Source organism: Streptomyces sp. WMMB303, assembly GCF_029351045.1.
In the GTDB taxonomy this organism is placed as follows: domain Bacteria; phylum Actinomycetota; class Actinomycetes; order Streptomycetales; family Streptomycetaceae; genus Streptomyces.
Genome location: NZ_JARKIN010000001.1, coordinates 2556469 through 2578934, shown reverse-complemented (window position 1 = coordinate 2578934; position 22466 = coordinate 2556469). Strand labels below are relative to the sequence as shown.

Sequence of the window (22466 nt, the reverse complement as noted above, 5' to 3'; positions counted from 1 at the left end):
TCTCTCCCGGCACAGCGGCGGACCCGAGCGGAGACCCCGCGTCGTTCCGGTGCCGTGCCTTCATTTTCCCGACGTCACGCAACGGCGCGCGACAGGAGCCAGAGGACATGCAGAGCAAGCTGGAAGAAGCAAAGGCCGAGCGGCTGGCGGAAGCCGCACGGGTGGCTGAACGGAGCCCGGCTCAGGGGCGCCACCCGGACCAGGGGCCCCAGGACGACGCCCTTGGTGCGTATCTCCAGCGGTACTACCTGCACACGGCGCCGGAGGATCTCGCCGACCGCGATCCGGTCGATGTCCTCGGAGGTGCTCTCGCCCACTACCGGCTGGCCGAGGAGCGGCCGCAGGGCACGGCGAACGTCCGCGTGTACTCGCCGTCGATAGACGAGAACGGCTGGTCGTGCACGCACTCGGTGGTGGAGGTCGTCACCGATGACATGCCCTTCCTGGTCGACTCGGTCACCAATGAGCTCTCGCGGAAGGGGCGCGGCATCCACGCCGTGATCCACCCGCAGATGGTGGTCCGCCGGGATCTGACCGGGAAGCTGCTGGAGGTGCTCTCGGTCGGCCGGGACGACCTCGCGCAGGTCCCGGACACGCAGTTGCCGGACACCCGGACCGCCGGGGCCGGCGAGCCCGTGGCCGGCGCGCGGGACGGGGCCGGGGCGGCCGGGAACGGGAAGCTGCCGCACGACGCGGTGGTCGAGTCCTGGATCCACGTCGAGATCGACCGCGAGACGGACCGCGAGGACCTCAAGCAGATCGCCGCGGATCTGCGCAGGGTCCTCTCGGATGTGCGGGAGGCCGTGGAGGACTGGCAGAAGATGCGCGGCGCGGCCCTGCGCATCGCCGACGAGCTTCCCGGCGAGCCCACGGACGAGCTCCCCCAGGAGGAGATCGAGGAGGCCCGGGAGCTGCTGCGGTGGCTGGCCGACGACCATTTCACCTTCCTCGGCTACCGCGAGTACGAGCTGGACGTCGAGGAGGGCTCGGACGGCTCCGGGAAGGGCGACGAGGGCGAGGAGCTGAGCCTGGCACCGCTGCCCGGCACGGGACTGGGCATCCTCCGTGCCGACCCGCAGCGCAGCACCGAGGAGAGCCACCCGGTCTCGCCGTCCTTCAACCGGCTGCCCGCCGATGCGCGCGCCAAGGCGCGCGAGCACCAGATGCTGGTCCTCACCAAGGCGAACAGCCGTGCGACCGTGCACCGCTCCTCGTACCTCGACTACGTGGGCGTCAAGAAGTTCGACGAGGCGGGCAACGTCGTCGGGGAACGCCGCTTCCTCGGGCTGTTCTCGTCCGCCGCCTACACCGAGTCGGTGCGCCGGGTCCCGGTGGTCCGCCGCAAGGTCGCCGACGTGCTGGAGAGCGCGGGTTTCACGCCCGACAGCCACGCCGGGCGCGACCTGCTGCAGATCCTGGAGACCTACCCGCGCGACGAGCTGTTCCAGACCTCGGTCGAGGAGCTGCGCTCCATCGTCACCTCCGTGCTCTACCTCCAGGAGCGCCGCAAGCTGCGGCTCTACCTGCGCAAGGAGGAGTACGGGCGGTACTACTCGGCGCTCGTCTACCTCCCGCGCGACCGCTACACGACCGCGGTGCGGCTGCGGCTGACCGAGATCCTCACCGAGGAGCTGGGCGGTACCAGCGTCGACTTCACCGCGTGGAACACCGAGTCGGTGCTCTCCCGGCTGCACTTCGTCATCCGGGTGAGTCCCGGCGCCCAGCTCGCCGAGCTGACCGACGCGGAGATCGAGCGCATCGAGTCCCGGCTGGCCGAGGCGGCCCGCTCGTGGGCGGACGGCTTCAACGAGGCGCTGATCGCCGAGTGCGGCGAGGAGCAGGCCGCCGAGCTGTCGCAGAAGTACGCGCGGGCCTTCCCCGAGGGTTACAAGGCGGACTTCTCGCCGCGCGCCGCCGTCGCCGACCTGCAGCACCTGGAGGCGCTGGTGCAGGGCGGCCAGGAGAGCGACTTCTCGCTGAGCCTGTACGAGCCGGTCGGTGCGGTCCCGGGTGAGCGGCGCTTCAAGATGTACCGGACCGGCAGCCCCGTCTCCCTCTCGGCCGTGCTGCCGGGACTGCAGGCGATGGGTGTCGAGGTGGTCGACGAGCGGCCCTACGAGCTGCGCTGCGCCGACCGCTCGCACGCCTGGATCTACGACTTCGGGCTGCGGATGCCGGACGGCCGGCGCGGTCTGGAGGAGGAGGCCCGCGAGCGCTTCCAGGAGGCGTTCGCCGCGGTGTGGACCGGCCGCGCCGAGAACGACGGGCTGAACGCGCTGGTGCTCTCCGCGGGGCTGACCTGGCGGCAGGCGATGGTGCTGCGCGCGTACGCGAAGTACCTGCGTCAGGCGGGCGCCACCTTCAGCCAGTCCTACATCGAGGACACGCTGCGCGGGAACGTGCACACCACCCGGCTGCTGGTCAATCTGTTCGAGGCCCGGCTGGACCCGGCCCGCCGGTGGGCGGGGCACGAGCTGACGGACGGCATCCTGGAGGAGCTGGCCGGAGCGCTGGACCAGGTGGCGAGCCTGGACGAGGACCGCATCCTGCGCTCCTTCCTGACCGTCATCAACGCCACCCTGCGCACCAACTACTTCCAGCGGGGCGCCGACGGCGAGCCGCACACCTACGTGTCGATGAAGCTGGACCCGCAGGCCATCCCGGAGTTGCCCGCGCCGCGTCCCAAGTACGAGATCTGGGTGTACTCGCCGCGTGTGGAGGGTGTCCACCTGCGGTTCGGCAAGGTCGCCCGCGGCGGCCTGCGCTGGTCGGACCGGCGGGAGGACTTCCGTACCGAGGTGCTCGGCCTGGTCAAGGCGCAGGAGGTCAAGAACTCCGTCATCGTGCCGGTGGGCGCCAAGGGCGGCTTCGTCGGCAAGCAGCTCCCGGACCCGGCCGCCGACCGGGACGCCTGGCAGGCCGAGGGCATCGCCTGCTACCGGACGTTCATCTCGGGGCTGCTGGACGTCACCGACAACCTCGTCTCCGGGGCCGTCGAGCACCCGCGGGACGTGGTGCGGCACGACGAGGACGACACCTACCTCGTCGTCGCCGCCGACAAGGGCACCGCCAGGTTCTCCGACATCGCCAACGAGGTCGCCGAGTCCTACGGCTACTGGCTGGGCGACGCCTTCGCCTCCGGCGGTTCGGCCGGCTACGACCACAAGGGCATGGGCATCACCGCGCGCGGTGCCTGGGTGTCGGTCGAGCGGCACTTCCGGGAGCTGGGCCACAACACGCAGACCGAGGACTTCACCGTGGTCGGCGTCGGTGACATGTCCGGCGACGTGTTCGGCAACGGCATGCTGCTCTCCGAGCACATCCGGCTGGTGGCCGCCTTCGACCACCGGCACATTTTCCTCGACCCCGACCCGGACGCGGCCACCTCCTACGCCGAGCGCCGCCGGCTGTTCGAGCTGCCGCGCTCGTCCTGGGCGGACTACGACCCGGGGCTGATCTCGCAGGGCGGCGGCATCCACCCCCGCGGCGCCAAGTCGGTGCCGATCACTCCGCAGGTGCGCGAGGCGCTGGGTATCGAGCCGGGGGTCACCAAGATGACGCCCGCCGAACTGATGCGGGCCATCCTCACCGCTCCGGTCGACCTGCTGTGGAACGGCGGCATCGGCACCTATGTGAAGGCGTCGACGGAGAGCGACGCGGACGTCGGTGACAAGGCCAACGACGCCATCCGGGTGGACGGCCAGGACCTGCGGGTGAAGGTGGTCGGCGAGGGCGGCAATCTCGGCTGCACCCAGCTGGGCCGGATCGAGTTCGCGCTGAACGACGGCCGGATCAACACCGACGCGATCGACAACAGCGCCGGGGTGGACACCTCCGACCACGAGGTGAACATCAAGATCCTGCTGAACTCGGTGGTGGCCGACGGCGACATGACCGTCAAGCAGCGCAACGCGCTGCTGGCGGAGATGACCGACGAGGTCGGCATGCTGGTGCTGCGCAACAACTACGCGCAGAACGCGGCGCTGGCCAATTCGCTCGCACAGGCGGCCAGTCTGCTGCTGGCCAGCCAGCGGCAGATGCGCCGGCTCGCCAAGGAGGGCAAGCTCGACCGGCCGCTGGAGTTCCTGCCCTCCGACCGGCAGGTGCGGGAGCGGCGCGGCAACGGCCAGGGGCTGACGCAGCCGGAGATCGCGGTGATGCTCGCGTACACCAAGATCAATATCACCGGTGAGCTGATCGGCACCTCGCTGCCGGACGACCCGTACCTCGAGGGGCTGCTGTACGCCTACTTCCCCGAGCCGCTGCGCGAGCGGTTCGGCCAGCAGATCGCCAACCACGCCCTGCGCCGCGAGATCATCACCACGCTGCTGGTCAACGACACGGTCAACACCTCCGGCTCGACCTTCGTCCACCGGATGATGGAGGAGTCGGGGGCCTCCACCGAGGAGATCGTGCGCGCCCACACCGCCGCCCGGGCCATCTTCCGGCTGGGCGACATCTGGGACGCGGTCGAGTCGCTGGACAACGAGGTTCCCGCCGGCGTCCTGACCGACATCCGGCTGCGCTCCCGGCAGTTGGTGGAGCGCGGCACCCGCTGGCTGCTCAACAACCGTCCGCAGCCGCTGGAGCTGGCCGACACCATCGAGCTGTTCGCCGACCGGGTCGAGGCGGTCTGGGCCGAGCTGCCCAAGCTGCTCAAGGGCGACGACCTGAAGTGGCATCAGCGGGTGTACGACAAGCTGTCGGGCGCCGGTGTCCCCTCGGAGCTGGCGCTGCGCCTGGCGGGCTCGGCGGCGGCGTTCTCCGCGCTGGACGTGGTGGCCGTCGAGGGCCGCACGGACAGGGGCCTGATGGATGTGGCCGAGGTCTACTTCGACCTCGCGGACCGGCTGGGCATCACCCAGCTCCAGCGGAGGGTCAGCGAGCTGCCCCGTGCCGACCGCTGGCAGTCCATGGCACGCTCCTCCATCCGCGAGGACCTCTACGCGGCGCACCAACTGCTGACGGCCGATGTGCTGGCGGCCGGGGACGGCGCCGCGTCGTCGGCGGAGCGGTACGAGGCGTGGGAGGAGAAGAACCACGCGATCCTCGTCCGCGCCCGGGCCACCCTGGACGAGATCCAGGCGTCCGAGACCTTCGACCTGGCCAACCTCTCGGTGGCGATGCGGACGATGCGCACTCTGCTGCGCAGCAACCGCTGACCCGGGTCCACCGGGCACCCTGACCGCCGCGCCGCGGGATCTCCCCGCGCCGCGGCGGTCACGCGTTCGGCCGCCGGTGCCGCGACGGGCGCTGCCGGTGCTGCCTACCGTGAAGTGTGGGTGCGCTAGTGGACGGAGTGGACGACGCGAACGACGACAGCGGCGCGCACGAGGACGGCGACGCGGTCGGAGGCAGCCGTGCGGGCGGGGGCGGCGGCCCGCGGCAGCATGCCGCGGGCGGACCCCCGGGAATGGACGAGGCCGACACCCTCGTACTCGACCCGGTCAGCGGCAGCGACCGCTCCGGCACCGGGACGGCGGTGGCCGTGCACCGTGCGGGCCGTGCCGAGGGCGGCGCGGCGCTGCGGCGGCAGCGCCGCGCCGTGCTGCGGCACCGGGCCGGGTCCGCGGCGGCGCTGGTGCTGCTGGCCGTCGGCTATCTCCTCCAGGTGCTGGGCATCGCCTCCCCGCACGCCTCCCTCGTCGTTGCCGGTGCGCTGCTCGGCCTGCTGACCGATGTGCTGCTGCCCTACGGTGCGCAGCCGGTGGCGCGGGAGCTGCGCCGGGCGCAGTTCACCCCGCCCGTGCGGCAGCTGCTGCGGGACGCGCTGCTGCTGGGCGGGCTGGGCGGGCTGGGGGTGCTGCACCCGGCCGGGGCCGGTGCGCTGCTGCCGGGCGCGGTGCTGCTCTGCTGGCTCCTGCACTTCTCCTGTCAGGCCGTCGCTGCCGCGGTGCGCGACCGGCGCCGGCTTCCGGTGGTCACCCGCAACATCGACACCTCCGCGCTCCGGCTCTCGCCCGCCCCGCCCGCGCTGTTCGCGCAGCGGGCGACCGTGCGGCTGACGGCCGTCGCGGCGCTCACGACGGCCGGGATGAGCGCCTCGGCCGCGTCCGGCGACCCGGTGTGGGCGTCGGTTCCGGCCTGGGGCTGCTGCGCCGGGCTGCTGGCGGGGACCGCCCACCTGGCCCGGCGGCTGCTGCCCGGCAGGCGGGTGGCCGGTGAGGAGGAGGCGCTGGCCTGGCTGGACGGGTGGCTGGCGGAGTACCGGCCGACGGTGGCGATGTATTTCTCGGGCGGGACGACGTCGGCGTATCAGGCGAACATGTGGCTCTCCACGCTGGCGGAGCTGCAGGGGCGGCCGCTGATCGTGCTGCGTGAGCGGTTCATGGTGCAGAAGATCGACGCCACCGACGTCCCGATCGTCTGCATCCCCAAGGTCTCCCATCTGATGCACCTGGAGCACTCCACGCTCAAGGTGCTGCTGCACCCGGCCAACTCCGGCAAGACCTCCCAGGCGCTGCGGATCCCCACCCTCAAGCACGCCTTCATCAACCACGGCGAGTCCGACAAGCTCTCCTCCTGCAACCCCTACGCCAAGGCATACGACCAGGTGTGGGTCGCCGGGGAAGCCGCCCGCGAGCGCTATCAGCTCGCCGAGGTCGGCGTGGACGACAGGGACGTGGTCGAGGTCGGCCGCCCCCAGCTCACCCCCATCCGGCACGCCGACGAGCGCGCGGCGGGCGGCGGAGACGGGCGGTTGACCGTGCTCTACGCGCCCACCTGGGAGGGGTTCACCGACGATCCGGGCAACACCTCGGTGCTCACGGCGGGGGAGAACATCGTCCGGGCGCTGCTGGCCGACCCGAAGGTGCGGCTGCTGTACAAGCCGCACCCGATGACCGGGTCGATCGACCCGCGAGCGGGCGCCGCCGACCGGCGGATCCGTGCGCTGGTCCTCCGCGCGGGCGCCGGGCAGGGCGGTGCGCAGCCGGATCCGGAGGCGGTCGCCGCGCTGGAGGAGGCGACCCGTGCGCTGGAGGAACTGACCCGTGGCGACCTGCGGCAGCACGCGGACGAGGTGGAGCGGATGCTGCGTCAGCAGGCGCCCGAGCCGGGCCGCGCCCGCGCGACGGCCGAGGCTCTGCGGAGGTGGGAGGAGGCGTACTGGGCGGCGCGGCCCGCCGGGCTGCACCAGGTCGTGGACGGACCCAGGCCAGGGTTGTTCAGCTGTTTCAACGAGGCCGACGTGCTCGTCTCGGACGTCTCCTCGGTGGTCTCGGACTACCTGAGCAGCGAGAAGCCGTACGCGGTCGTCAACACCAGCGGGATGGACGAGGACGGTTTCCGTCGCGCCTTCCCCACCGTGCGGGCGGCGACCGTGCTGGGCCCGGACGGCGCGGGGGTTCCCGGGCTGCTGCGGACCGTCCGGCATCCGGAGGAGGACCCGTACGCCCCGGCCCGTGCCGCGCTGAAGGTGCGGCTGCTCGGCCCGGCCGAACCGCCCTCGCTGGTCCGCTTCGACCGTGCCGTGCAGGCCCTGGCGCGGAAGGCCGAGGTCCGCGCCCGGCATGTGCGGGAGGGCGGCGGCCCTGGCGCGGCGCAGGACGGTCCGGATCAGGCGCGGGTCGAGGCGCTACGTGCCGATGACCGGTCCTGACGGCTTGTGGTGTCCGCCGCGGCCCCGCTCCGGGCGGCCTGTTCCGCGCCGGGTTGCCGCACCTGCTCCGCCGGGTGCGGGGCGAGGCTCCGCAGGGCGAGGACGAGGTTGTTGTTGAGCGAGAAGTACAGCTGCACGGCCTGGCCGCTGTCGCCGAGCCGGGTGGGCGGGGTGACGTCGGTCTTCTTGCGGTCCGGCAGGTCGCCCAGCAGCCGCCCCATCCGCATCCTCTCGGGGCCGAGGCCGGGGCGCAGCCACAGGTCCCAGACGCCCTCCGGGGCGCCGTCGGCGAACGCGGCGGGCAGCTCGAAGGGCAGCTCCAGCCGCACGGTGTCCGGGTGGCCGCCGCCCTCCGCGCCGTCACCGCTCCACCGCCCGGGGAACTCGAACGCCTGGCGCGGGTTGTCGCGTGGCACCGCCGCCAGCACCGGCCCGCCGGACAGCTCCTCGGTGCGTCGTGACAGCGCCGGGCGCGTGCCCTGACCGTAGAGCCGTGCCGTGAGGGTGTAGCCGTGCTCGCCCATCTCGATCGAGGTGACTTCCGCGTGCCGGGCGCGGGACCAGGCGCGCACGGCGAGGTAGCCGTCGCTGGTGACGTAGGGGATCCGGGGGTTCAGGGTGCCGTCCTCGGTGAGCGGCGCCGGCATGGACAGCAGGTGCGCCGTCTCCACGAGGAGGGCCTTGACGCGCCTGGCCGTGCCGTCGGAGGCGCGCTCCACGTAGACGTCCCACCGGGCCTCGTACAGGTCCGTTCCGGAGCGCTCCAGGCGGAGGGCGACCCAGCCGTCCGCGTCCGCCCGGTCGCGGGGCGGCAGCGGGAGGCGGACCGGCGCGGCGTCGTCCCGGTGCCGGGGGCGCAGGGACAGCACGGCAGGGCCCTTGGGGAGCGTGTCGGCCCGGAGCCGGATCAGCAGCGCCCCGTCCCGCTCGGCCCGCACCCGGGCGACCGGCCGCCGCATCCCCTTGGCGGCGCCGCCCGGCGCGCCTCCGTCCAGTCGCAGGGCGCGGGCCAGGGGGCGCAGCGCGGGGACGAGGGCCCGCGGTACGAAGCGGCGGGCGCTCCGTGCGAGGTGCACACGTCTGCCCGTGCGGGGGGTGGACACCGCGGATGCGGGCTGCCGGGCAGCGGACCCGCCCGGTGCTCCGGGCCCGGTCCGCGCGTCTCCGGCTGCCTGCGCGTACCCGGTCGGCCGGGCGGTCCTCGCTGTCGGAGCCGCGCCGGGGCGGCCCGCCAGCAGCCGGGTCATCAGGGCCTCGTACTCGCCCGCCACCCGCCGGGGGCAGTAGCGGGCGGCCTTCTCCCGGGCCGCGCCGGCCATCCGGGAGCGGAGGTCCGGGTCCTCGATCAGGTGCAGCAGGGCGTCGGCGTAGCCGCGTACGGTCGTCTCCTCGCTGCCGCCCAGCGGGGCGAGCAGCCCGTCCTCGCCGTTGGTGATGATCTCTCCCGGTCCGTACGGGCAGTCGGTGCTGACGACCGGGACGCCGCAGTGCATGGCCTCCACCAGGGTCATGCCGAAGGACTCGGCGTCGGAGGAGACGGCCGCGATGGAGCCCTTCGCCCATTCGGTCTCGATGGGGGAGTGGACGCCCATCAGGAACGCGCGGTCGTGGAGGCCGAGGCTGTTCACAGCGGCTCGCAGCGCGTCCTGCTGCGGGCCGCGCCCGTACAGCCGCAGCGACCAGTCCGGGTGGACGCCGGCGACCAGCGCGAAGGCGCGCAGCAGCCGGTCGTACCGCTTGACCTTGATGAGGCGGCCCGCGGCGACGATGAGCTTGGCCTCCCCGTCGGAGGGTTCGACCTGCGAGGGGGGTACCGCGTTGGGCACGCAGGTGATCTCGGTCCGCACCTCGGGCAGGGCGGCGCGGTAGTCCGCGGCGTCCGCGTAGGAGACCGTGACGAAGGCGTCCAGGTGGGCCAGGGCGGCGTCCTGGTGGCTGCGGATGTGGTCGCTGTGCATCGCGTGGGTGAGGTGTTCCTGCCCGATGCGCAGGTAGCGGTCGGTGCCGTAGGCGGCGAGGTAGTCGTTGATCTTCGGCCGGGTACCGATGACGACGTCCGCGTCCAACCGCTCCAGCAGTTCCTGCACCCGCAGGTCGCCCAGCCGGGTGGCGATGCCGCGCTCGACGTGGTCGCGGCCTTCGATGAAGCGTTCGCTGGGCCGCCGGTAGTCCGGGTGGTCCCCGTCGTAGCCGGGGGAGGAGCGGCGCAGGTCGATGAGGGAGCTGAGGGTGACGCGGGGGTCGAAGTCGAGTGCCGGCTCCTGGCGTGACCGGCGGAGGCTGACCACCTCCACCTGGTGTCGATCGGCGAGCGCTCCGGAGAGGTTCACCGTCGACCTGATCGTCCCGCCGATTCCGTAGGCGTTGTCCAGCAGGAACACGATCTTCATCCGCGGCTTCCCCTTCTCCGTGCTGCATGTCCGCATGCTCGAAAACAGACGATTTCCACCGACTATTTGAGGTGCGAAAAGGGAGGGGATGCGCTCGTAACACTCGTATGTCCCTCGTTCGGCCCTCGCGGCGGCATGCCGCGACCGGATGGGCCGCCGCCGCGCCTACTGTCCGATCAATGGCCTCGAAGATCATCGACCCAGCCGGACCGGGCGGCACCGACGGCGGCCCGCCCGCCGGCTCCGGCGTGCCCGCGGACGGCCCGGGCGCCGAGGGGGCCGCGGGGGCAGCCGGAACGGCGTCTGCGGTCGCCCCCGAGGCGCCGGTGGACCCAGGGGCGCCGGCCGGCTCCGGGGCACCTGACGGTGCGGTCCACGGCACCGCCGACGGCGCGGCAGATGCCGACGGCGTGGCCGACGGCGCGGAGCGCCCCGCCCGGGACCCGTTCCTCGACAACGCGAAGTTCCTGCTCATCGTGCTCGTCGTAATCGGCCACACCTGGCCCATGGGGCTCGTCGAGGGCTCCCGCACCGTCAAGGCCGGCTATCTGTGGATCTCCTCCTTCCACATGCCCGCCTTCATCCTGCTGAGCGGCTACTTCTCCCGCGGTTTCACCGGACGCCCCGCACAGCTGCGCAAACTCGTGGCCGGGGTGCTGGTGCCGTACCTCGTCTTCGAGGTGCTCTACACCGCGGCGGAGACCGCCGCCTGGGGGAAGCCGTTCCGGTTGACGCTGACCGAGCCCACGTTCGTGTGCTGGTTCCTGGCCGCGCTCTTCGTCTGGCGGCTGACGGTTCCCGTGTGGCGGGTGATTCCCCGGCCGCTGCCGGTCGCCGTGCTCGTCTCCCTCGCGGCCGGTACCTCCACCCTCGGGGACGACCTGGCGCTGCCCCGGGTGCTGATGTTCCTGCCGTGGTTCGTCCTCGGACTGGCCCTGCGGCCCGCCCACTTCGCCCGGTTGCGGACCAGCGTCCCGCTGCGGTGGTGCGCCCCGCTGGTGCTCGCCACCGGCGGCGCCGCGGCGTACGCCCTCGCGCCGGTCACCGATGTGCACTGGCTGTGGATGAGCCACGGCCAGGCCGAACTGGGCGCGAGCACGCTGCCCTACCTGCTGGTGCGGCTCGCGCTGTTCGCGGTGACGGCCCTGATGACCGGCGCCTTCCTCGCCGTGGTGCCCCGGCGCACCCGGTGGATCACCGCGTTCGGCGCCGTGACGCTGTATCCCTACCTGCTGCACGGACTGCTGACCACCGCCGCGCACGGCTACGGCTGGGACGCGCCGCTGCGTCCGCTGGGCCCGCTCGGTGCCGGTCTGCTGACGGTCTGCGGAGCCGCCGTCGCCGTACTGCTGTCGACCGCGCCCGTACGGCGGCTCGCGCGGCCCCTCATCGAGCCACCGGTGCCGGGTCTCACCCGGCCGCGGCGCCGGGGACGCTCGCCCGGAACGAGTGAGCCAAGGACGGCGTGATGGCCTGGGACCCTTTCACCGACACCTTCGTGACACCGTCGCGCACGGCACCCGGCGCCGCGGCCCCGCCGGGCACCGCGCCGCCGGACGGCGACGCCGCGCCGCGGTACGGGCCCACGGTCTCGGCCCTGGGCTCCTGCGTCGGGCCGGGCGGCTCCGGCGGCGCGGCGGACGAGGCCCGAGGGGTGCGCGAAGGCGACCCCGCCGGGCCGGCGGAAGCGGCCCAGGGACCCCACCGGAGACCGGCCCAGGGAGCCCACCGGCGGGCCCGCGGCGCCTTTGCGGCCGGGCGGCAGAGCGGACGCGACCCGTTCCTCGACAACGCGCGGTTCCTGCTGGTCCTCCTCGTCGTCCTGGAGCACAACTGGGCACCCGTCGCCGACGCCATGCGCGGCGTCGAGGCCGCCTCGCTGCTGGTGTACTCCTTCCACCTGCCCGCCCTCGCGCTGCTGTGCGGCCATCTCTCGCGGAACTTCGCCGGGCGGCCCGACCAGATGCGCAGGCTGCTGACCCATCTGCTGGTCCCCTACCTCGTCTTCGAGGCGGCTTTCGGCGGGATGCGCGCCCTCTTCTGGGATCAGCCCTTCGCCGTCACCCCGACCCGGCCCTCCTTCGCGTGCTGGTTCCTGCTGGCGCTGTTCGTCTGGCGGCTGACGGCTCCACTGTGGCGGGCCGTCCGCTGGCCGGTGGTCTTCGCCGCGCTGCTGTCGGTCGCCGCCGGGTTCACCGACCTGGGGGACGAACTGGCCCTGTCCCGGCTGCTGATGTACTGGCCGTGGTTCGTCCTGGGACTGCGGCTGCGCGCCGACCGGCTGCGCCCGCTGCGCAACCGCGCCGCGCGCAGGTGGGCGCTGCCGGTGCTGGCCGCCGCCGCGGCGGGCGCCTGGTGGGCGGCGCCCCGGGTGAGCCGCGACTGGCTGCTGATGGAGGCGGGCGCCCACGAACTGGGCCTGCGTCCGCTGCCGTACGTGGGGGTGCGGCTCGCGCTGTTCGTGCTCGGCGGGGTGCTCGTGGCCGCGTTCCTCGCGCTGGTCCCCGCACGCCGCACCGGCTACACCGTGCTGGGTGCCGGTGCGCTCTACCCCTTTCTGCTGCACGGGCTCGTCGTCGAGGCCGTACGGCAGACGGGCGGCTATCAGGTGGTGGTCACCGGTGGCCTGCTGGCGGTGGTGGGGACGACGGTGCTGGGCGTGGGGCTCACGATGCTGCTGGGGTTGCCGCATGTGCGGCAGGTGCTCTGGCCGCTGGTGGAACCGTCGTTCCCCGGGTGGCTGCACGGGCGGGCCGTGCCGGAAGCGGGCGACGCGGCGGCGCCCGAGGCGCGGCTCCCCCGGGAGCGCGCCCCACAGGGCGGAAGCGGCCGGTGGCCGGCGGGCGGCCGGGCCGTGGCACCCCGCGCGGGCGGGACCCGGGTGCCGGGCCGGGTCGCGAACGGCGGCTGAACCCCGGATGGCCGCGGCGCAGCGGCTCGCCGAAGCTCTGCCGACGTGCGGCGCGGCGGGCTCCGGCGCGCCCCGGCGGGCGGTACAGGTCTCAGGGACGCCCGTATGCACCCGTACCGAGGAGAGCGCCTTCCCATGACGACCACCGCCTCGTCCGGCCGGGCTCTGCCCGACGCCGCCGAAGCCCCCGACGCCGACGCCGCTGACGGCCGGGAACCGCCCCGGCCGCGGACCTTCGAGGAGGTGCCCGGCTGGTTCTACCGCACGGACCTGATCCTCTTCGACTGGTTCCTGACCCGGCAGCGCGAGCTCCGGCACCGCGGCGACCTGCTGGAGATGGGCGCCTATCTCGGCAAGAGCGCCGTCCTGACCGGCGGATACCTGAACGGTCCGGACGAACGCTTCACCGTCTGCGACCTCTTCGACTCCGAGGCCGCGCCCGACGACGCCAACGGGCGCGAACTGCGGCGCTCCTACCCCACGCTGACCCGGCGTGCCTTCGAGGCCAACTACCTCTCCTTCCACGACGAGCTGCCGAGGATCCTGCAGGCGCCGACGACAGCGGTGCCCGACGAGGTCACGGACGGCAGCTGCCGCTTCGTCCACGTGGACGCCTCACATCTGTACCCCCATGTGCGCGGGGACATCGCCGCCGCGCGGGACGCCCTCGGTCCGGCCGGGCTCGTCGTCCTGGACGACTACCGCTCCGACCACACACCCGGTGTCGCCTGCGCCACCTGGCAGGCCGTGCTGGAGGACGGGCTGCGGCCGGTCTGCGTGTCCGGCCACAAGTTCTACGGCACCTGGGGAGACCCGGAACCCTGGCAGGACGCCCTCCACACCGAGCTGCGGGCCCGCGGCAAGTGCCGGCTGCAGTGGCAGGAGGTCGCGGGTCGGCGGCTGCTGCTGGTGGGGGCGCGCAAGGCCGACCCGCCGGTGCTGCCCGTCTCACGGCACGCCGACTCGGGTACCTCCCGGGGGGCCGCGCTCCGGGCTGCGGCCGTCCGGCGGCTCGCCGTCGATCTGCTGCCTCCGCTGATGACCCGCGCCGTGCGCCGCGCCCGCCGCTGACCCTTTGCCGCGACCGGGCTCGGCGGGCTCGGCGCGCTCAGCACAGCCGGCGTTCGGCCACCAGCGGGTCCGGCGGGATGCGCAGGGTGGTGCGGGACCAGGAGCCCCGCAGGTTGCTCCAGAAGCGGTCCGGGGTCAGCGGTGCCCGGGTCGAGTCGAGGAGGTCGGGCAGCGGGCCGCAGGTCAGCGCGTGCCGGGCGGCCCGCACCCGGCGCGGGTCGACGCCCCGGGGCACCGGTGCGCCCGGCGCGGTCAGGTCGGCGAGGACCCAGGCGCGGTTCAGCGGCTTCTCGTGCCCCGCCTTGCGGTGCGAGACGGGTTCGGTGTGGGCGCCCAGCGGATTGCCCAGGCCGAGGATGTCCACGACCCGGCCGTCCAGCGGGAGGACGGCCCCGGCCAGCCCCAGCCGCGCCTCCGCGCCCGCGACCGGGGCCCGCACCCCGGGTGCCAGCGGCACCAGCGGGAACCCGGCGTCGCGGGGCAGCCGCAGCACCAGCGTGTGCCCGCCCTCGCGCACGGCCTGCTGCGCCACCAGGGTGAAGTCCCGCGGTGCCGCGGTGTGGTCGTACTGGCTCACCGGATGGTGCGCGCCCAACGCCCGCTGGTAGACGCTGTGCGAGTCGAAGACGATCCGCTCGTCCTCCAGGCTGCCCAGCGGCGGGCGGAGCGCGACGAGGCAGACCAGGCCCCAGCCCGCCACCGCCGCCGTCAGCATGGCCGCCGCACGACCGAACGGCAGCAGGAGGACGGGCAGCAGCAGCAGGAAGAGGGCGGGCAGCACCATCCGGCCGTGCATGAAGTCGCCGCCGACCTTCACCACGAAGAGCGCCGAGAGCAGCCCGGCCACGACGGGCGCCACCACCAGCGCGGCGTCGGCCCCGCGTGGCGCGCCCGGCGCGCTGCCGTTGCCGCCGCTCGCGTCAGCGCTCCCGGTCCTGTCTCTGCTGCTGCCGCTTCGGATTCGGCTTCCGTGTCGGGTACGGACGAGGTGGAGCACTCCGTACGCGGCGAGGAAGCCGAGGGGCACCCACAGCAGATACGGGTCCAGGGTGTTGCGCAGGTAGTACCAGCCGTAGCCCCACTGGCTGCCGGAGGCCTCCTTGGCGATGGCGGGGAGCGGGACGAGTACGCCGTAGTACCCGGCGCGGAAGAGTTCGTAGCCGCCCGGCAGCGCGACCGCCACGCCCGCCCAGGCGAGCGCGGTGCGCGGCCGGGGGCGCCGCACCACCCACAGTGCGACCAGGAACACCGTGCCGACCAGCACGAGATCCGGCCGCACCAGCGGGCCCAGGCCGAACACGAACGCGGTGGCGGGCAGCGCCCGTCCGGGTGCCGTGAGCGCCTGCCGCAGCCCGCGGGGCGCCGGCGCCTCCCGGTCCCCGCCCTGTTCCGGATCCGGTTCCGAGCGCGCCCGGACCAGCAGCCACCAGCAGCCGCCCAGATAGCCGAAGGTCAGCCCGCTCTCCAGCCCGGAGGTCGCGTAGTCCCAGGTCGCGCAGAGCGGGAGCAGCACCAGTACGCCGACGGGCAGCAGCGCGCCTGCGGGCCGGTGCAGGCGGATCATCCGGCGGGTGCCGTCCAGTGCCAGCAGGAAGCCCGCCACGGTGCACAGCAGTCCCAGGGCGACCGCGAGCCGCAGCGGGTCGTCCACTCCGGGGACGGTGCTCCCGGCGGCGAGCAGCCACTGCCAGAGCGTGCCGGTCGAGGTCTCGGCGCGCTCGCCGACGTTGAAGACCGGGCCGTTGCCCGCCAGGATCTGCCGCACGGTGCGGGTGTAGATCAGCGCGTCGTCGTTGGTCCAGCGGTGCCGGTACCCCAGGACGAGGACGGTCGCGCCGCAGGCGAGGACGGCGAGCGCGTTCCAGCGCTGGACCAGTGTGCCGGGCAGGCCGAAGGCCCGAGGTCTCTGCGCCGGTTGGGGGACGGGGATCTCATCCGAGCGCGACATACCGCCAGCCTCTCCCCGGGCCCGCCGGGCCCCGTGCCTGCGGCGCGCCGCCGGGGCGCCGCTCACCCGGTCGGCGGAGGGGTGCCGCGGGGAAGCGGGCGGACTCCTGGTGCGCCGCGCGCGCCGGTCGTCGGACATGCCCTGTGCCGCGGCCATATTCGGCCTCGGGCCGGTTCGCCGGGCCGGACCGGATCTGGAGCGGCCCGGCCCCGCCGAAGCGGTCCCGGACCGCCGGCCCCGACGCTTTTGCCGCGTCCGCCGTGTCGTTCCGTCCCCGTACCGTCCCGCACAGAGAGCGAGCCGCCATGCCCATCGCCGATCCCACCCCCGACCCGGTCTCCCCGAACCCGGTGACTCCGAATCCGGCCGCTGCCGACCGGCCGGCCTCGTCCTTCCGGCCGCCGCATCACACGCGGGCGGGGGGCTTCCGTGCGATGCCGGGCGCGCAGGTCTCCGAGCGGGCCGCCGTCGGGGACGGCAGCACCGTGTGGGAGCTCGCGCAGGTGCGCGAGGACGCGGAGGTCGGCGCGGAGTGCGTGGTCGGGCGGGGCGCCTACGTCGGTGCCGGGGTCCGGATCGGCGACCGCTGCAAGCTGCAGAACCACGCCCTGGTGTACGAGCCGGCCGTGCTGGGCGACGGTGTCTTCGTCGGACCGGCCGTGGTCCTCACCAACGACCGCGCCCCGCGTGCGGTGGAGCCGGACGGCACGCTCAAGCGGGCGGGGGACTGGGAGGCGGTGGGGGTGACGGTCGAGGACGGCGCCTCGCTCGGTGCGCGCGCCGTGTGTGTGGCGCCGGTACGGATCGGCCGCTGGGCCATGGTGGCGGCGGGGGCCGTGGTGACGGCCGACGTTCCCGATTTCGGCCTCGTCGCGGGGGTTCCGGCGCGCCGCGTCGGCTGGGTGGGCCGCTCCGGGGTGCGGCTGCGTCCGGTGCCGGAGCGGCCGGGTGAGTGGGAGTGCCCCAGGACGGGTGAGCGGTACCGGGAGCAGCCCGAGGAGGGTGCCGCCGGCGCGGCCGGGGGCGGCCCCGGGCTCCGCGAGGTGCGGCCCGTGGAGCACGGGGCCGGGGCGCGGGGCCGCTCGTGAGGGGGGCCGGGCCGACCGTTCGGTGACGGAGCGCGCGCGGAGGGCGCCGGTGCGCCCTCGTCCGGGGTGCCGGTGTAGGCGATCCGGGTGATTTGTACGCAAATCATGCAAGAGGAGGGCCGGATGCGGGTCCACATAGGGCGAATCTGCCGGGGGAACCGGAGGGCACATCCGCATGCAAGGGCTGCGAAAAGACATGATTCCGGCTGCCAAGCCCACGATTCCGGCCGCCAAACCCGTGCTCGGGGACGACGAGGTCGCCGCCGCCGTACGGGTCCTGCGCGACGGCCGCGTGGTCCAGGGCCCCGAAGTGGCGGCCTTCGAAGAAGAGTTCGGCGCACTGGTCGAGGGCCGCCCGTGCGTCGCCGTGAACTCGGGCACCTCCGCGCTGCACCTGGCGCTGCTCGCGCTCGGCATCGGGCAGGGCGACGAGGTCGTCGTCCCCTCGTTCTCGTTCGCCGCCACGGCGAACGCGGTGCGGCTCGCCGGTGCCGAACCCGTCTTCGCGGAGATCGACCCGGAGACCTTCTGCCTGGACCCGGACGCCGCCGCCGACGCCGTCGGTCCGCGTACCGCCGCACTGCTGCCGGTGCATCTGTACGGCCACCCGGCGCCCATGGGCCGCCTCACCCAGCTCGCGCAGCGGCACGGCCTGGCCGTCGTCGAGGACGCCTGCCAGGCGCACGCGGCGGCACTGCACGGGCGGCCGGTGGGCGCCTTCGGGGACGCGGCCTGCTTCAGCTTCTATCCGACGAAGAACATGCACGCCCTGGAGGGCGGCATGGTCGTCGTCCCGGACGCGGAGCGGGCCCGCACCCTGCGGCTGCTGCGCAACCAGGGCATGGAGCAGCGGTACGAGAACGAGATCGTCGGCGCCAACATGCGGATGACCGACGTGGCCGCGGCCATCGGCCGGGTGCAGCTCGAACGGCTGCCGGAGTGGACGGAGCAGCGCCGCACCAACGCCAAGGCGCTCGACGCGGGCCTGACCGGCGGGCTGGTCACCCCGCAGGTCGCCGACGGCGCCCGGCACGTCTTCCACCAGTACACGGTCCGGGTACCGGGCGGCTCCTCCGTGCGGGACGCGGTCCAGCGCGAGTTGCAGGCCGCCGGCGTGGGGTGCGCCGTCTACTATCCGACCCCCATCCACCGGCTGAAGCCCTACGCACACCTGGGCGCCGACCTCCCGGTCACCGACCAGGCCGCGGCGGAGGTGCTCTCCTTGCCCGTGCACCCCGCACTCACACCCGAGGACCTGGACCGGATCGTGGCCGCGGCGAACAGCGCGGCGAGCCGGGCCGGGGTGACGAAGTGACGGCGGCGAGGGCGGCCTCTGCGCCGCCGGCCGTGTCCGCCGCCCCGGTGGCCCCCGCGGCCAACGAGCCCAGGACCGCCCGCGCGCCCCGCGCGGGGTCCGGCCTCGGGACCGCCGAGGCCGCCGCGACCGAGGAGCAGCACGCGGGGCACGGCTCGGGGCGGCGGCTGCGCGCCGGACTCGTCGGACTGGGGGTGATGGGCCGCAACCACGCGCGGATCCTCTCCTCGCTGGACGGCGTGGAGTTCGTCGGCGTCGTCGACCCGGCCGGAGCCCCGCACGCCGGACCCCTGCCGCCCGGCGTGCCGGTGCTGCACGAGGTGGCCGACCTGCTGGCGCTCGGCGTCGACTACGCGGTCGTCGCCTGTCCGACCGCGCTGCACGAGGAAGTCGGCCTGCAACTCGCCGCGCACGACGTGTGCGCACTGCTGGAGAAGCCGCTGGCGCACACGCCACAGGCCGCGCGGCGGCTGGTGCACGCCTTCGAGGAGCGTGGTCTGGTCGCCGGGGTGGGCCACGTGGAGCGGTTCAACCCCGCGCTCCAGCAACTGCGCACCCGGCTGGAGGCGGGAGAGCTGGGGGACCTCTTCCAGGTCGTCACCCGGCGGCAGGGGCCCTTCCCGCACCGCATCGCCGACGTGGGCGTGGTCAAGGACCTGGCCACCCACGACATCGACCTGACGAGCTGGATCACCGGGCAGGGCTACGCCTCGCTCTCGGCCCGCACCGTCTCCAAGAGCGGCCGCGAGCACGAGGACATGGTCGCCGTCGTCGGCTCGCTGACCGGCGGCACCATGGTCAGCCACCTGGTGAACTGGCTCAGCCCGCTCAAGGAGCGCTTCACCGCCGTCACGGGCGAGCGGGGCTGCTTCGTCGCGGACACCCTCACCGCCGACCTGACCTTCCACGCCAACGGCGCGGTGGCCACCGAGTGGGAGGCCCTGCGCGCCTTCCGCGGGGTCGCCGAGGGCGACGCGGTGCGGTACGCGTTCCCCAAGCGCGAACCGCTGCTCGTCGAGCACGAGCGGTTCCGCGACGCGGTGCGCGAGGGCACCGGTGCGGGCAGCGGCATCGTCACGGCCCGCGAGGGGCTGCGGACGGTGGAGGTGTCGGCAGCCGTGCTGGAGTCGGCACGCGAAGCGGGCCGGGTACGCGGCGCGGCGCCTCCGGCTGCGGGAGACGCGGCCGAGCCGCTCGAGCCTCTCGTGGTGGCCTCTCCCGTCGGCACGTCCGCCGCGGCGCCGGGCCCCGGCGGACCGGCGCCCCACGAAGCGGTCGCCTCCCACGAAGCGGTCGCCTCCCACGATCCGACGGCCCCCACCATCGCGGAGCACACGGCATGAGGCACACGCACCGCAGCATCCGGCGCCGGACGGCGCGCGGCAGCAACGCCCCCGAGGCGCCCGGCGCGGCCGCCGGGCGGATGGCCGGGAGCGCGGCGCGGCAGGGCGAGGAGCGTCCCCGGGGGCGTCCGCGGCTGGCCGTCGTCGTCGGCAACACCATCGCCGGGGACTCGCGGGTGCAGAAGACCGCCATCGCCGCGGCCCGGGCGGGCTGGGACGTGACGCTGGTCGGACGCAGCCCCTCCCGGCGGCGCGAGGAGTCGGTACTCGGCCCGGTCCGCGTCATCAAGGTGCCGGTCTCGGCGCATCTGCGGGCCGTGGTCGCCGCCGAGCGCCGCCGCCCCGGAGTGCGCAGCCGGCTCACCCAGTTCGGGCTGCCCGACGACGCCGCCTGGGTGCGGGCCCGGGCCGCGCACGCGGCCTGGGTGCGCGAGCAGACGGCACGTGTCGGCTGGCTCGGCGGCCCCGCACGCGAGCGGCCGGTACCCCGGGAGCCGCGGGCCGCCGCACTGGCCCGGCAGCTCGCCCGGGAGGCGCTCCGCGGCTGGGTGCGGGCCCGCCGGTACGCGCACCGGGGCCGGGGCCGCGCCTACCGGTGGGAGCGCCGGCAGGTCGCGGGGGCGACGCGGCCCACCGGTGACTGGCGCATCGACTGGCCCGAACTGCTCGACATCGACCTGGCGTTCGGCCCGGTCGTCGAGGAGCTGGAACCGGATGTCATCCACGCCAACGACCATTTGATGATCGCCGTGGGCGCGCGCAGCGCCGCCCGGCTGCGGGCCCGCGGTGTGCCCACCCGCTGGCTGTACGACGCGCACGAGTACGTCCGCGGCGTCGAGTGGCCCGACGCGGTGCGCGCGAGCGCCTTCCCGGGGGTGGAGGAGGAGTTCATCGGCCGGGCCGACGCGGTGGTCACCGTCTCCGAGGAGCTGGCCGGCATCCTGCGCGAGGCGTACACGCTGCCCGCCGAGCCGCTGGTCGTCGCCAACGCGCCGGTCCGCGAGACCGTCAGCGCCACGGCGGGCGAGTGCGTCCGCGTCCGGGACGTGTGCGGGCTGAGCCCCGACGTGCCGCTGCTCGTCTACGCCGGGTGGATCGGCCCCGAGCGCGGTCTGGACACCGCCGTCGAGGGCCTGGCGGAGCTGCCGCACGCCCATCTGGCGCTGGTTGCCGGCAAGGAGAACGCCACGCTCCAGGGGCTGCTGGCCCGCGCCGAGGAGCTGGGCGTCCGGCAGCGGGTGCACGTGGTGCCCTACGTGCCGCAGGAGCAGGTGCCCGACTACCTCTCCTCCGCCGACCTCGGACTGGTCTGCTTCCGGCACGTGCCCAACTGCGAGATCTCGCTGCCGACCAAGGCGGCCGAGTATCTGCACGCCGGACTGCCGATGGTCACCAGCGGGGTGCGCACGCTGCGCAACTTCGTCGAACGCACCGGTGTCGGCGAGGTGTTCGTGACCGAGGATGTCCGTTCCTTCGTGGCGGCCGTGCAGCGCGGCCTCGCCAAGCGGAGCACGCTGGCCGCGCGGATCACCGAACCGCTGCTGCGGGAGCTGTCCTGGGAACAGCAGTCGGCGGGACTGCTGGACCTCTACGAACAGCTCGCGGGACCGGCCGCCGCGGCCCGCCTGGCGCCCCGCGGCGTGCCGTGGTCCGCAGCCGAGCAGCCCGGACTGGGCCACCCGGCCCGTGCCGCCGCCCCGGAGCAGGCGGAGTCCGGGGCTGCGCCGTCCGCGTGGCGGTCGCTGGGCGGCACCCCGGTGCGGCTCGGTCTGGGCTGCGCCAACTCGGCCGGTCAGCTCGCCGGATTCGCGCGGGCGCTGTGCGAGCGCCGCCAGGACCTGTCGGCCGAGGTCGTGATGCACACCCACGACGAGAGCGTCATCTACCCGGCCGACATCTACGCGATCGGCGAGCGCACCGGCGATCTGGGCTTCCAACTGGAGCGGGCGCGCCGGGTGCTGGGCTCCTACACGCACTACCTGGCCGACTCCTTCACCCCGGCGCTGGGCCGGCTCAACGGCGGCCACATCCAGGACGACCTGCCCTCGCTGTCCGCCGCCGGGATCAAGGTGGCGCTGCTGGCGCACGGCAGCGACGTGCGCGACCCCCAGCGGCACATGAGCCGCTACGAGCACTCCCTCTTCCACGCCGCCGACGAGGCCGTCCTCAAGGCTCTGACGAGGAAGAGCGCCCGCAACCGGCGGGCGGCGGCGCAGAGCGGACTGCCCCAGTTCGTGACCACCCCCGACCTGCTGGAGGAGCTGCCCGGGGCCCGCTGGGCGCCGCTGGTGGTCGACACCGGGAGCTGGGCGAGCGAGCGGCCCGCCATGGAGCGCTCCCGGCCCGTGGTGGTGCACGCGCCCTCCAAGCGGTGGACGAAGGGCACCGAGAAGGTGGTGCCGGTGCTGGAGGAGATGGACCGGCGCGGCCTGATCGAGTTCCGGATGCTGACCGGGGCGCCCTGGAGCGAGGTGCGGGAGCTGGTCAAGGGCGCGGACGTGGTCGTCGACCAGTTCGCCGTCGGCACCTACGGCACCTTCGCCTGCGAGGGGATGGCCGCCGGCCGGCCCGTCATCGCCTTCCTGGACGAGCGGCTGCACCGGTCGGTCGGCATCCGTCCCCCGATCGTCAACGCCACCCCCGCCACCCTGCGCGGCGCCCTCGAGTCGCTGCTGGAGGACCGCGACTTCGCCCGGCGCACCGCGCGGGAGTCCGCGGAGTACGTCCGCACCTACCACGACGGCAGCTACACGGCTGACGTACTGGACGGCTTCCTGCGCTGAGCACCCGCGCCGCCGGC

The 22466-nt window shown here is 74.2% G+C and carries 11 protein-coding genes; 9 read left to right on the top strand and 2 right to left on the bottom strand.

Annotation, left to right across the window (positions count from 1 at the left end):
- Positions 1–107: 107 nt before the first annotated feature.
- Complete coding sequence (locus P2424_RS11535; protein ID WP_276475665.1) at positions 108–5162, top strand: NAD-glutamate dehydrogenase; 5055 nt, start codon at positions 108–110, stop codon at positions 5160–5162.
- Between the two features lie 116 nt (positions 5163–5278).
- On the top strand, positions 5279–7600 hold the full coding sequence (locus tag P2424_RS11530) for a hypothetical protein (protein WP_276475664.1): 2322 nt from the start codon (positions 5279–5281) through the stop codon (positions 7598–7600).
- Here P2424_RS11530 and P2424_RS11525 read toward each other — a convergent pair.
- Positions 7558–9990: a glycosyltransferase family 4 protein gene (locus P2424_RS11525; RefSeq protein ID WP_276475663.1), complete on the bottom strand. Its 2433-nt coding sequence runs from the start codon at positions 9988–9990 to the stop codon at positions 7558–7560. The two genes, P2424_RS11530 and P2424_RS11525, sit on opposite strands and share 43 nt — an antisense overlap.
- 179 nt (positions 9991–10169) lie before the next feature.
- On the opposite strand from P2424_RS11525, the gene P2424_RS11520 reads away from it, so the two are divergent.
- The 3 genes from P2424_RS11520 to P2424_RS11510 all read left to right on the top strand — a co-directional run bounded on the left by P2424_RS11520 (position 10170) and on the right by P2424_RS11510 (position 13972).
- Positions 10170–11459, top strand: coding sequence for an acyltransferase family protein (locus P2424_RS11520; protein WP_276475662.1), 1290 nt, complete (start codon positions 10170–10172; stop codon positions 11457–11459).
- Positions 11459–12901 carry a hypothetical protein gene (locus P2424_RS11515; RefSeq protein WP_276475661.1) on the top strand — a complete coding sequence of 481 codons (1443 nt, stop codon included), beginning with the start codon at positions 11459–11461 and terminating at the stop codon, positions 12899–12901. The genes P2424_RS11520 and P2424_RS11515 overlap by 1 nt, the downstream gene beginning before the upstream one ends.
- A 135-nt stretch (positions 12902–13036) precedes the next feature.
- Positions 13037–13972, top strand: a complete 936-nt coding sequence (locus P2424_RS11510; RefSeq protein WP_276475660.1) for a class I SAM-dependent methyltransferase — start codon at positions 13037–13039, stop codon at positions 13970–13972.
- Positions 13973–14009: 37 nt separating this feature from the next.
- On the opposite strand, the gene P2424_RS11505 is transcribed toward P2424_RS11510, so the two are convergent.
- Complete coding sequence (locus P2424_RS11505) at positions 14010–15920, bottom strand: hypothetical protein (protein WP_276475659.1); 1911 nt, start codon at positions 15918–15920, stop codon at positions 14010–14012.
- A gap of 434 nt (positions 15921–16354) precedes the next feature.
- Between P2424_RS11505 and P2424_RS11500 the strand changes: the two genes are divergently transcribed.
- The 4 genes from P2424_RS11500 to P2424_RS11485 all read left to right on the top strand — a co-directional run bounded on the left by P2424_RS11500 (position 16355) and on the right by P2424_RS11485 (position 22449).
- The gene (locus tag P2424_RS11500; protein ID WP_276478934.1) at positions 16355–17008 is read left to right on the top strand and encodes an acyltransferase; all 654 of its coding nucleotides are present in this window, start codon (positions 16355–16357) and stop codon (positions 17006–17008) included.
- A 196-nt stretch (positions 17009–17204) separates the two neighbouring features.
- Positions 17205–18323 (top strand): DegT/DnrJ/EryC1/StrS family aminotransferase, encoded by a 1119-nt coding sequence (locus tag P2424_RS11495; RefSeq protein ID WP_276475658.1) that lies wholly within the window; start codon positions 17205–17207, stop codon positions 18321–18323.
- 167 nt (positions 18324–18490) lie between these two features.
- Positions 18491–19666: a Gfo/Idh/MocA family oxidoreductase gene (locus tag P2424_RS11490; protein WP_276478933.1), complete on the top strand. Its 1176-nt coding sequence runs from the start codon at positions 18491–18493 to the stop codon at positions 19664–19666.
- Positions 19663–22449: a glycosyltransferase gene (locus P2424_RS11485; protein ID WP_276475657.1), complete on the top strand. Its 2787-nt coding sequence runs from the start codon at positions 19663–19665 to the stop codon at positions 22447–22449. The genes P2424_RS11490 and P2424_RS11485 overlap by 4 nt, the downstream gene beginning before the upstream one ends.
- The last annotated feature ends 17 nt before the right edge of the window (positions 22450–22466 follow it).